Origin of the sequence: Halobacillus massiliensis (assembly GCF_900166625.1) — a bacterium.
Lineage (GTDB): Bacteria > Bacillota > Bacilli > Bacillales > Halobacillaceae > Halobacillus_A > Halobacillus_A massiliensis.
In genome coordinates this window covers 4,138,879-4,149,058 of sequence record NZ_LT800499.1, presented here as the reverse complement: position 1 = coordinate 4,149,058, position 10,180 = coordinate 4,138,879, and the positions used below count along the sequence as shown (strand labels likewise).

The following is a 10,180-nucleotide window of genomic DNA, read 5'->3' as shown; positions in this document are numbered from 1 at the left end:
CCCTACCGGGTTACCGAATTCAGTCAAACTCCGAATGCCAGAGACTTTGTTCTGGGAGTCAGACCATGGGTGATAAGGTTCATGGTCGAGAGGGAAACAGCCCAGACCGCCAGCTAAGGTCCCTAAGTGTGTGTTAAGTGGAAAAGGATGTGGAGTTGCTTAGACAACCAGGATGTTGGCTTAGAAGCAGCCACCATTCAAAGAGTGCGTAATAGCTCACTGGTCGAGTGACTCCGCGCCGAAAATATACCGGGGCTAAACACACCACCGAAGCTGCGGATTGATCCGGATGGATCAATGGTAGGAGAGCGTTCTAAGGGCTGTGAAGTCAGACCGTAAGGACTGGTGGAGCGCTTAGAAGTGAGAATGCCGGTATGAGTAGCGAAAAAAGAGTGAGAATCTCTTTCACCGAAAGCCTAAGGTTTCCTGAGGAAGGCTCGTCCTCTCAGGGTTAGTCGGGACCTAAGCCGAGGCCGAAAGGCGTAGGCGATGGACAACAGGTGGATATTCCTGTACCGCCTTCCTTCCATTTGAGTGATGGGGGGACGCAGGAGGATAAGGAGAGCGCACCATTGGAAGCGTGCGTCCAAGCAGCAAGACGGTCGGAATAGGAAAATCCGTCCGGCAACGTCGAGCTGTGATGGGGAGGGAAATTGAGTACCGAAGCTCCGGATTTCACACTGCCAAGAAAAGCCTCTAGCGAGGAAGGATGGCGCCCGTACCGCAAACCAACACAGGTAGGCGAGGAGAGAATCCTAAGGTGAGCGGGAGAACTCTCGTTAAGGAACTCGGCAAAATGACCCCGTAACTTCGGGAGAAGGGGTGCTCCTCTGCCGAGGAGCCGCAGTGAAAAGGCCCAAGCGACTGTTTACCAAAAACACAGGTCTCTGCGAAGCCGTAAGGCGAAGTATAGGGGCTGACACCTGCCCGGTGCTGGAAGGTTAAGGGGATGCGTTAGCCGTAAGGCGAAGCGTTGAACCGAAGCCCCAGTAAACGGCGGCCGTAACTATAACGGTCCTAAGGTAGCGAAATTCCTTGTCGGGTAAGTTCCGACCCGCACGAAAGGTGCAACGACTTGGGCACTGTCTCAACGAGAGACCCGGTGAAATTATACTATGCGTGAAGATGCGCATTACCCGCGACAGGACGGAAAGACCCCGTGGAGCTTTACTGTAGCCTGATATTGAATGTTGGTACAGCTTGTACAGGATAGGTGGGAGCCTGAGAAGCCGGAGCGCTAGCTTCGGTGGAGGCGCTGGTGGGATACCACCCTGGCTGTACGGACATTCTAACCCAGGACCGTGATCCGGTCCGGAGACAGTGTCAGGTGGGCAGTTTGACTGGGGCGGTCGCCTCCCAAAGAGTAACGGAGGCGCCCAAAGGTTCCCTCAGAATGGTTGGAAATCATTCGCAGAGTGTAAAGGCACAAGGGAGCTTGACTGCGAGACCTACAAGTCGAGCAGGGACGAAAGTCGGGCTTAGTGATCCGGCGGTACCGTATGGAAGGGCCGTCGCTCAACGGATAAAAGCTACCCCGGGGATAACAGGCTTATCTCCCCCAAGAGTCCACATCGACGGGGAGGTTTGGCACCTCGATGTCGGCTCATCGCATCCTGGGGCTGTAGTCGGTCCCAAGGGTTGGGCTGTTCGCCCATTAAAGCGGTACGCGAGCTGGGTTCAGAACGTCGTGAGACAGTTCGGTCCCTATCCGTCGTGGGCGTTGGAAATCTGAAAGGAGCTGTCCTTAGTACGAGAGGACCGGGATGGACACACCGCTGGTGTACCAGTTGTTCCGCCAGGAGCATCGCTGGGTAGCTACGTGTGGACGGGATAAGTGCTGAAAGCATCTAAGCATGAAGCCCCCCTTGAGATGAGATTTCCCCTAACTATAAGTTAGTAAGATTCCTCAGAGACGATGAGGTCGATAGGTCTGAAGTGGACGCGTGGTGACACGTGGAGCTGACAGATACTAATCAATCGATGACTTATCTTTTAATTCTTTCGTGGTTTGATAGAAAGCAGTCTTATCCAGTTTTGAAGGTTTACCCTTCATACGATGAGGTGGCGATAGCGAAGAGGTCACACCTGTTCCCATGCCGAACACAGCAGTTAAGCTCTTCAGCGCCGATGGTAGTCGGGTTTATCCCCGTGAGAGTAGGACGCTGCCTCGTCTATAGCTTCATTATTCCACAGTAGCTCAGTGGTAGAGCAATCGGCTGTTAACCGATCGGTCGTAGGTTCGAATCCTACCTGTGGAGCCACTTGCTTCCATAGCTCAGTGGTAGAGCACTTCCATGGTAAGGAAGGGGTCGCCGGTTCAAATCCGGCTGGAAGCTCTGAAGAACAATATTAATGGCCCGTTGGTCAAGCGGTTAAGACACCGCCCTTTCACGGCGGTAACACGGGTTCGAATCCCGTACGGGTCACCATTCTGGAGGATTAGCTCAGCTGGGAGAGCACTTGCCTTACAAGCAAGGGGTCGCAGGTTCGAGCCCTGCATCCTCCACCATTTCGCCGGCCTAGCTCAATTGGTAGAGCAACTGACTTGTAATCAGTAGGTTGGGGGTTCAAGTCCTCTGGCCGGCACCATTTGTTCCATATAAATATTGGAGGGATAGCGAAGTTGGCCAAACGCGGCGGACTGTAAATCCGCTCCCATCGGGTTCGTAGGTTCGAGTCCTACTCCCTCCACCATTTATTTATAAAAGATGGAATAAACAAGTTGGATATGGTTATAATACTTAATATCATCATTGGGCCATAGCCAAGCGGTAAGGCAACGGTTTTTGGTACCGTCATGCGCTGGTTCGAATCCAGCTGGCCCAGCCATTATTTCAACTTCAATCTAGCTTAATATGCGGCTAGGTTTTTCTTATGTTCAAAATCATTCCGATTGAGGATTTTCTTATCACTTTTTATATTGCGAGCCATTAGCTCAGTTGGTAGAGCATCTGACTTTTAATCAGAGGGTCGGAGGTTCGAGCCCTCCATGGCTCACTTTTCACTTATTACGCATGAGAGTGCGGGAGTAGTTCAGTGGTAGAACACCACCTTGCCAAGGTGGGGGTCGCGGGTTCGAATCCCGTCTCCCGCTCCATTGCTCGGGGCCTTAGCTCAGCTGGGAGAGCGCCTGCTTTGCACGCAGGAGGTCAGCGGTTCGATCCCGCTAGGCTCCACCATACATAATCAGAATTACTTCACTATTAGGCTGACATCAATTAGGATGTCAGCCTTTTTCATGTTAAGGAGATTTATAACCAAAAAAATAAAGGAGTCTATAAAATGAGGAAGGCTGTTTTTGTTGATCGTGACGGTACACTTGGCGGAAGTGAAGAAATTGAGTATCCAGGAAGCTTTGCGTTATATCCGGAAACAAAAGAGCATATTAGGCTCTTAAAAAGTAACGGTTTTTTCGTTTTTTCGTTTACTAATCAGCCGGGAATTTCAAAAGGACAATCAACAAAACAGGCATTCAAAAATGAATTATACGGTTTTGGTATGGATGATGTCTATCTCTGCCCGCATTCTCCTGAAGAAGGATGTGCCTGCAGAAAGCCTCAAACGGGTATGATTGATCAGGCTCGTAAAGATTATCACCTTAATTTGAAAGAAAGCTGGGTGATCGGCGATCGCTTTAAAGATATACAAGCTGCAAACCGGTCAGGAACTAAAAGCATTCTTGTGTTAACTGGGGCAGGTAAAGAAGAGGCAGTGTATATAGAAAATGACCCTAAAACCTATAAAGAAACACTCATAGCTGCGGACCTCAACCAAGCGATAAGAAAAATTATCACTTGCTTTTAGCGTATATATATACACAAACATGTCCAGTTGAGTCATTTCTGTGAAAACGTCTACAATGAAAGAAGATAGGCTAAAGGAGGAGATTCGATGAAAAAGAAGATATCACTTGTAGGAGTTCCTATGGATTTGGGGCAGAATCGTCGTGGAGTTGATATGGGACCCAGCGCTATTCGCTACGCAGGAATTATGGAAAGACTTGAACGGCTTGATTTAAAAATTGAGGATCTGGGGGACATAGAGATCTCGCGTCCTAAGCGTCAAAGCGAGCAAAAAGAGGATAATTTAAGAAACCTCACTGAAGTTGCTGAAGGGAGTCTTAGGTTAGCTGAAAAAGTGGATGCAGTTATGAAAGAGGGGAACTTTCCATTAGTTCTTGGAGGAGACCACAGTATTGCGATGGGAACTCTTGCGGGAATTTCCAAACACTTCAAAAATTTAGGGGTTATCTGGTATGATGCACATGGAGACCTAAATACAGGAGAGAGTTCTCCGTCTGGTAATATTCATGGAATGCCGCTGGCTGCAAGCCTGGGACTTGGACATGAAAAACTTACAAATATACTGGGCTATTCTCCTAAAGTAAAGCCGGAGAACATTGTAATTATTGGAGCACGTTCACTAGATGCCGGTGAAAAAGAATTAATTAAGGAAAAAGGGATAAAAGTATATAGTATGCATGAAGTTGATAAAATGGGTATGCCTGCAGTTATGGAAGAAACAATAAATTATTTAAAGGATCGCACAGACGGGGTACATTTAAGTTTGGATTTGGACGGGCTTGACCCTAATGAAGCACCAGGTGTCGGGACACCGGTCCTTGGCGGTCTAAGCTATCGTGAGAGTCATTTAGCAATGGAAATGTTAGCTGAATCTCAAATGATCACATCTGCAGAGTTTGTTGAAGTCAATCCGATCCTTGATGAAAAAAATAAAACGGCAAATATGGCGGTTGGCTTAATGGGCTCACTACTAGGTGAGAGTTTAAAATAATGTTTAAAACATATCAGCAGCTGACCTTTTGCATGGACGGTTGCTGAGCTCTATTCTTCTCATATTCATTCATCAGCCGATCTAATTTTGCACTTACATAAACGACGTGTTTAGATGTTAAGGAATACTTTTCAGTTAAACGGGTCATTTCATATCTGCAGTTTTCAATTTCATTTAGAAGTTTCCTTTCCGTGCTCAATACTTTCACCTCCATAGACCTCAATGGTTCTTCTATTACCTTTTTTTCTGCTTGATAAACATAATTATAAAAAAATTGAAACCTTATTGCGGATCTATACGTATAGGTAACACCGCATAGTCAGCGGAGGTATTAGGATATGGAAAAGATGATAGAGAAAAAAATAAAAGAGCTCAAAAAGGGCGATCCTTCCGCGTTTGAGGATATTGTTACCTTTTATCAGAATAAGGTATATCATATCTGCTATCGAATGGTCGGCATCTCAGCCGAAGCTGAAGATTTGGCCCAGGAAGCCTTTATACGGGCTTACACAAATATAGATCGATATGATGAGCGCCGCAAGTTCTCGACCTGGCTCTACCGCATCGCTACGAACCTTACCATAGACTGGCTGAGAAAAAGAAAGCCGGATTACTATCTTGATGCTGAAGTAAAAGGGACAGATGGCCTGGATATGTACTCTCAGTTAGCTATAGATCAAGCACTGCCGGAGGAAGAAGTGGAAAGCCTGGAGCTCCAGAATTACATTCAGAATGAGATGCTGGCTTTACCACCTAAATATCGAAGTGTAATTGTTTTAAGATATTTAGATGAACTGTCGCTGCAGGAAATAGCCGATGTGTTGGAGATTCCTGTGGGAACGGTTAAAACAAGAGTGCACCGGGGCCGGGAAGCCTTGAGAAAAAGGCTTCGACATGTGTAAAGGAGTTGAGGGAATGGACTGCAAAAAGGAAGCTTCGGTACTTATGCACAAGTACTTGGATGGCGATTTAAATACAGAAGAAGAACGACGACTGCGAGACCATCTTCAGGCTTGCCCAGCTTGTCAGACTCATTTTCATGAATTGAAACGGTCGATCACATTAATTAATAACGTAGATTCACTGCCTGCTCCAGATCATTTCACAGCAAAAGTGATGAGCAGCCTGCCGAAGGAAAAGAAAAGAAAAAGCTTTATGCGTACATTACAAAAGCATCCCTTCATCACAGCAGCTGCTGTTTTCTTCCTTATGATGTTCACCGGAATCTTATCTGTTTGGGAACAGGATCAGCAGGTAACGGTATCTAAGCAAGAAAACCTTATCATACAGGAGGATACAGTAATTGTTCCCGAAGGAGTTACCGTCCAGGGTGACTTAGTTGTGAGAAATGGAGATCTTAGAATAGATGGAAGAATAGATGGAGATGTGACCTTGATTAATGGTGATCTCATCACAGAGGAGCATAATGGCCCGCTGGCTAATGGAGAGAATTACCAGGCTTACGCAAGTGGCGAAATTAATGAAGTGAATCAGGTGTTTGAGTGGATGTGGTACCATACAAAAGAATTTGCATCCGATGTTTTCTCTTTCGGTTCGGATTCTGAAGAATAACATCTACCGCTTGCTAAAATCTTAGGCAGATATTTGAGAATTATAGAGGACGAGAGAGGAATAAGCTAATAAACTGCTGCCGCCGAAACGGCGGCTTTATTTTTGTCTTCACCATTTAATATTAGTAAAATTGGAAATATGTTATAATAAACAGGCTATTGCTATTTTTTATTCGAATATCTTCAAAAGGAAGTGTAAGCATGCTTGATGGGGGATTTGAGGTTTTAGATTTATTATTAATTGCCATTGATATCGCCCTTGTCTGGTTTGTTGTATATAAATTAATCATGCTGATCCAAGGCACAAAAGCGGTTCAGTTATTAAAAGGAATCTTTATTGTCTTGGCTATATGGTTATTGAGTAATTTATTTGGACTGACCACGCTAAGGTGGCTGATGTCACAAGCTATCACCTGGGGTTTTCTCGGAATCATCATTTTATTCCAGCCTGAACTTCGCAGGGCGCTTGAACAATTAGGCCGAGGCAGCTTCTTCAGCCGCACGAATTTAGAAGAGGAAGACAGTGAGAAGTCACTGCAGGCTATTATAAAATCTTGTAACTATATGGCGAAACGCCGTATTGGTGCCTTGATTACGATTGAAAGAGAAACCGGCATGGGAGATTACGTAGAAACAGGAATCCCTGTGGGAGGTCATTTAACGAGCGAACTGCTGACAAACATATTCATCCCAAACACTCCCCTGCATGATGGAGCTGTTATACTTAAAGACAATAAAATTGTGGCAGCTGCCTGCTACCTGCCATTGTCCGAAAGTCCCTTTATCTCTAAGGAATTAGGAACACGCCATAGAGCTGCCATGGGGATCAGTGAAGTTACTGATGCGATCACCATAGTGGTGTCTGAAGAGACAGGAGCCATTTCCTGTACGAAAAACGGGGAATTGCACCGTCAACTTGATCAGGAAACGCTTGAAGAAATATTAAGACGCGAGTTAGACTTCAACTCCAAGAGTCCTGCCTCTAAATCATGGAACTGGAGGGGGAAAAAGAATGGATAATTTATTTAAAAATAAATGGGTTCTCCGAGTTATTTCATTGCTTTTAGCTGTACTCCTCTGGGTTTCTATTAATGTGGATGATAATATGGATTCAGATTCCCAATGGTTTAATGACACCAGTTCAGAGAGAGAAGTGATGAATGATGTCCCTCTTGAAGTCAGATTTGATAATGATAATTATGTCGTAAGCGGTCTGCCTCAAAATATTGTCGTTACGTTGGAAGGCCCAGCAAGCGCTATTACTCCGGTCGTCCGCCAGCGGAATTTTACGGCCTTTGTAGATCTTAATGACTTAGGTCCAGGCACGCATACAGTAGATGTCCAGCACTCTGGCATATCTAATCAGCTGAAGGTGAATATGGAACCGGAAGAAGTTGAAGTAACAATAGATCAAAAGGTAAATCAGGAATTTCCGGTCAGTGTTGAATATATAAACTTACTGGAAATTGAAGACTATACGATTGGGGAAGCGGCTATAGAGCCTCAGCAAGTAACAATTACAGGCTCTGCGGAAGCCATTGAACGAGTAGCTTCCGTAAAAGCTATCATTGATGTGGGTGATGCTGAGGACGACATAGAGGACGTTAAGGCTCCTGTGAAAGTATATGACGCTCAGGGAAATGAACTGAACGTTCTCCTGGATCCGACCTCTGTAGAAGTTTCTGTTCCTATTCAGCCCTCTGAAAAAGAAGTTCCTGTCTCATTCGAACCAGAAGGAGAGGCGGCGAATGGTGTAAGGGTTGGTGCAATCACTACGGATACAGAGACAGTGACGGTAAGAGGGCCAAACCGTATTCTGGATGAACTTGAGGAGATTGAAGATATTCCTGTGGATATCGATGGGATTACAAATGATGAAACGATCGAGGTAGAAGTTCCAGTGCCAGATGAGGCTTCCAGTGTTGATCCAGAAACGATTGAAGTAAATGTGGAAGTACTACAAGATACAGATGCCCAGTAAGTAAAGATTCGGGCTCTTAGTGAAAAGCGATAAAGAAGCGACAACGAAAGAGAGGTTTCAATTAATTATGGGTAAATATTTTGGAACAGATGGAGTTAGAGGAGTAGCTAATAAAGAGCTTACTCCAGAATTAGCTTTTAAATTAGGCCGCTATGGCGGATATGTTCTGACAAAAAACACCGAGCGTCCAAAAGTTTTGATCGGACGTGATACGCGCATTTCTGGTGAGATGCTTGAAGGCGCATTAGCGGCCGGGCTTCTCTCTATTGGAGCAGAAGTTATGCGTTTAGGGATTATTTCCACTCCGGGAGTAGCCTATTTAACAAAAGCTCTTCAGGCAGAAGCAGGAATTATGATTTCAGCTTCTCACAACCCAGTGGAAGACAATGGTATTAAATTCTTCGGTCCTGACGGTTTTAAACTGACAGACGATCAGGAGCTTGAAATTGAGAAGTTAATTGATGAGCCGGAAGATCATCTGCCACGTCCATCCGGAGCAGATCTCGGGCAAATAAATGATTACTTTGAAGGCGGCCAAAAGTATATGCAGCACTTAAAGCAGACGGTTGACTTTGATTTTGAAGGTCTGCATATTGCATTAGATTGTGCACACGGGGCTACTTCATCCTTAGCTTCCCACCTTTTTGCAGATTTGGAAGCAGATATTTCTTCCATGGGGTCATCACCTGATGGGTTGAATATTAATAAAGATGTAGGTTCTACCCACCCGCAAGCACTTCAGCAGCTCGTTAAAGATAAAAAAGCAGATATCGGACTTGCCTTTGACGGCGATGGGGATCGTTTAATTGCTGTAGATGAAAATGGAACGATTATCGATGGAGACCGAATTATGTACATCTGCGCCAAGCATATGAATGAAAAAGGTTTATTAAAACATTCTACCGTTGTATCTACTGTTATGAGTAATCTCGGCTTCTACAAAGCGATTGAAGCTCAAGGCATGAAGAGTGATAAGACAGCTGTAGGCGACCGTTATGTAATGGAAGAAATGCGTCGCGGCGGATATAATCTTGGCGGAGAACAGTCCGGGCATATTATCTTCTTAGATCACAACACGACAGGAGACGGGATGCTTTCCGGTCTTCAGCTCGTCAATGTTATGAAAGAGACAGGCAAGCCTCTCTCTGAGCTGGCTGGTGAAATGGAGAAGTTTCCACAAGTACTTGTAAATGTAAGAGTTATTGATAAGCAGGCTGTGCAGACGCATCCACGCATCCAGGAAGTCATTGCTGCTGTAGAAGAAGAAATGGGAGACAGTGGGCGTGTACTCGTTCGTCCATCTGGGACAGAGCCACTGGTGCGTATTATGGCGGAAGCACCGACAGAAGAAGAATGCCAAAAGTATGTAAACAAAGTGGTTCAAGCCGTTGAAGAAGAATTAGGCATGCAAGATTAACAAAAATGAGGCGCAGGCCGGGCACGAACAGTCCGTCTGCGCATATTTTATGTACTACGAAGAATGAAAAAGTAATTGACCCTGAGACTTGTCTTCAGGTAAAATGAGTCATAGCTTCGAAGAAATGTTTAACATCGAGATACGCAGGTAATATAAGTAGAGGCTTTATTCAAAGGTAAAAAGGAGGCCAGAAAAGAAAAGCTCTATAAAGCGCCAGGACTGTGCAGGAAGGCACAGTTGACGAGGAGGAAGTTCATCGAATGTTCGGCGGATGCTTCCCGGCTGCCACACTTCAGCCGCAGGTACGTATGACAAACCAGAAAGGCGACTTTCTGTTTAAAACATACGGATAAAAGTGCAAAAAAAAACCGTTAACGGGAAAGGGGCATACAACGGCCCCTGTTAACTTTTACTCAG

8 protein-coding genes, 10 tRNA genes, 1 rRNA gene and 3 other annotated features are annotated in these 10,180 nt (G+C 45.4%); of the genes, 18 read left to right on the top strand and 1 reads right to left on the bottom strand.

Features of this window, described 5'->3' with window-relative positions:
- The first annotated feature begins 103 nt into the window (after positions 1-103).
- Positions 104-299: a sequence feature (23S ribosomal RNA rRNA prediction is too short), on the top strand.
- Positions 300-374: 75 nt separating this feature from the next.
- Positions 375-1,110: a sequence feature (23S ribosomal RNA rRNA prediction is too short), on the top strand.
- A 1-nt stretch (position 1,111) separates the two neighbouring features.
- Positions 1,112-1,981 (top strand) — a sequence feature (23S ribosomal RNA rRNA prediction is too short).
- 76 nt (positions 1,982-2,057) lie between these two features.
- From rrf to rocF, 13 genes are all read left to right on the top strand, one after another.
- Positions 2,058-2,171 (top strand): 5S ribosomal RNA (rrf, locus tag B7E06_RS20570).
- A gap of 15 nt (positions 2,172-2,186) precedes the next feature.
- Positions 2,187-2,261: transfer RNA gene (locus B7E06_RS20565), tRNA-Asn, on the top strand.
- 3 nt (positions 2,262-2,264) lie between these two features.
- Positions 2,265-2,336, top strand: a tRNA-Thr gene (locus B7E06_RS20560).
- Positions 2,337-2,354: 18 nt separating this feature from the next.
- A tRNA-Glu gene (locus B7E06_RS20555) sits at positions 2,355-2,429 on the top strand.
- A gap of 4 nt (positions 2,430-2,433) precedes the next feature.
- Positions 2,434-2,509 (top strand) — tRNA-Val (locus tag B7E06_RS20550).
- A 4-nt stretch (positions 2,510-2,513) separates the two neighbouring features.
- Positions 2,514-2,589 (top strand) — tRNA-Thr (locus tag B7E06_RS20545).
- A gap of 19 nt (positions 2,590-2,608) precedes the next feature.
- Positions 2,609-2,694 (top strand) — tRNA-Tyr (locus B7E06_RS20540).
- 60 nt (positions 2,695-2,754) lie between these two features.
- Positions 2,755-2,829 (top strand) — tRNA-Gln (locus tag B7E06_RS20535).
- A 95-nt stretch (positions 2,830-2,924) separates the two neighbouring features.
- Positions 2,925-2,997 (top strand) — tRNA-Lys (locus tag B7E06_RS20530).
- A 25-nt stretch (positions 2,998-3,022) separates the two neighbouring features.
- Positions 3,023-3,097, top strand: a tRNA-Gly gene (locus tag B7E06_RS20525).
- Positions 3,098-3,103: 6 nt separating this feature from the next.
- Positions 3,104-3,179 (top strand) — tRNA-Ala (locus tag B7E06_RS20520).
- A 103-nt stretch (positions 3,180-3,282) separates the two neighbouring features.
- Entirely contained in the window at positions 3,283-3,804 is a 522-nt protein-coding gene (locus tag B7E06_RS20515; protein ID WP_082235729.1) for an HAD-IIIA family hydrolase, read from the top strand.
- 87 nt (positions 3,805-3,891) lie between these two features.
- Positions 3,892-4,794 carry an arginase gene (gene rocF, locus B7E06_RS20510; RefSeq protein WP_082235728.1) on the top strand — a complete coding sequence of 301 codons (903 nt, stop codon included), beginning with the start codon at positions 3,892-3,894 and terminating at the stop codon, positions 4,792-4,794.
- Positions 4,795-4,807: 13 nt separating this feature from the next.
- On the opposite strand, the gene B7E06_RS20505 is transcribed toward rocF, so the two are convergent.
- Entirely contained in the window at positions 4,808-4,993 is a 186-nt protein-coding gene (locus B7E06_RS20505) for an aspartyl-phosphate phosphatase Spo0E family protein (protein ID WP_245807783.1), read from the bottom strand.
- Between the two features lie 139 nt (positions 4,994-5,132).
- On the opposite strand from B7E06_RS20505, the gene sigW reads away from it, so the two are divergent.
- From sigW to glmM, 5 genes are all read left to right on the top strand, one after another.
- Positions 5,133-5,696: an RNA polymerase sigma factor SigW gene (sigW, locus tag B7E06_RS20500; protein WP_082235726.1), complete on the top strand. Its 564-nt coding sequence runs from the start codon at positions 5,133-5,135 to the stop codon at positions 5,694-5,696.
- A 13-nt stretch (positions 5,697-5,709) separates the two neighbouring features.
- The gene (locus B7E06_RS20495; RefSeq protein ID WP_082235725.1) at positions 5,710-6,366 is read left to right on the top strand and encodes an anti-sigma factor family protein; all 657 of its coding nucleotides are present in this window, start codon (positions 5,710-5,712) and stop codon (positions 6,364-6,366) included.
- A 200-nt stretch (positions 6,367-6,566) separates the two neighbouring features.
- Positions 6,567-7,385, top strand: coding sequence for a diadenylate cyclase CdaA (gene cdaA / locus B7E06_RS20490; RefSeq protein WP_082235724.1), 819 nt, complete (start codon positions 6,567-6,569; stop codon positions 7,383-7,385).
- Positions 7,378-8,346, top strand: a complete 969-nt coding sequence (locus B7E06_RS20485) for a CdaR family protein (RefSeq protein ID WP_082235723.1) — start codon at positions 7,378-7,380, stop codon at positions 8,344-8,346. Before cdaA ends, B7E06_RS20485 begins: the two co-directional genes overlap by 8 nt.
- A gap of 67 nt (positions 8,347-8,413) precedes the next feature.
- Positions 8,414-9,763 carry a phosphoglucosamine mutase gene (gene glmM, locus B7E06_RS20480; RefSeq protein WP_082236091.1) on the top strand — a complete coding sequence of 450 codons (1,350 nt, stop codon included), beginning with the start codon at positions 8,414-8,416 and terminating at the stop codon, positions 9,761-9,763.
- Positions 9,764-10,180: the final 417 nt, after the last annotated feature.

Bases quoted from the DNA above. Each gene is read 5' to 3' on its own strand.
- B7E06_RS20515 (WP_082235729.1), top strand. From the start codon at position 3,283: ATGAGGAAGGCTGTTTTTGTTGATCGTGACGGTACACTTGGCGGAAGT.
- rocF (WP_082235728.1), top strand. From the start codon at position 3,892: ATGAAAAAGAAGATATCACTTGTAGGAGTTCCTATGGATTTGGGGCAG.
- sigW (WP_082235726.1), top strand. From the start codon at position 5,133: ATGGAAAAGATGATAGAGAAAAAAATAAAAGAGCTCAAAAAGGGCGAT.
- B7E06_RS20495 (WP_082235725.1), top strand. From the start codon at position 5,710: ATGGACTGCAAAAAGGAAGCTTCGGTACTTATGCACAAGTACTTGGAT.
- cdaA (WP_082235724.1), top strand. From the start codon at position 6,567: ATGCTTGATGGGGGATTTGAGGTTTTAGATTTATTATTAATTGCCATT.
- B7E06_RS20485 (WP_082235723.1), top strand. From the start codon at position 7,378: ATGGATAATTTATTTAAAAATAAATGGGTTCTCCGAGTTATTTCATTG.
- glmM (WP_082236091.1), top strand. From the start codon at position 8,414: ATGGGTAAATATTTTGGAACAGATGGAGTTAGAGGAGTAGCTAATAAA.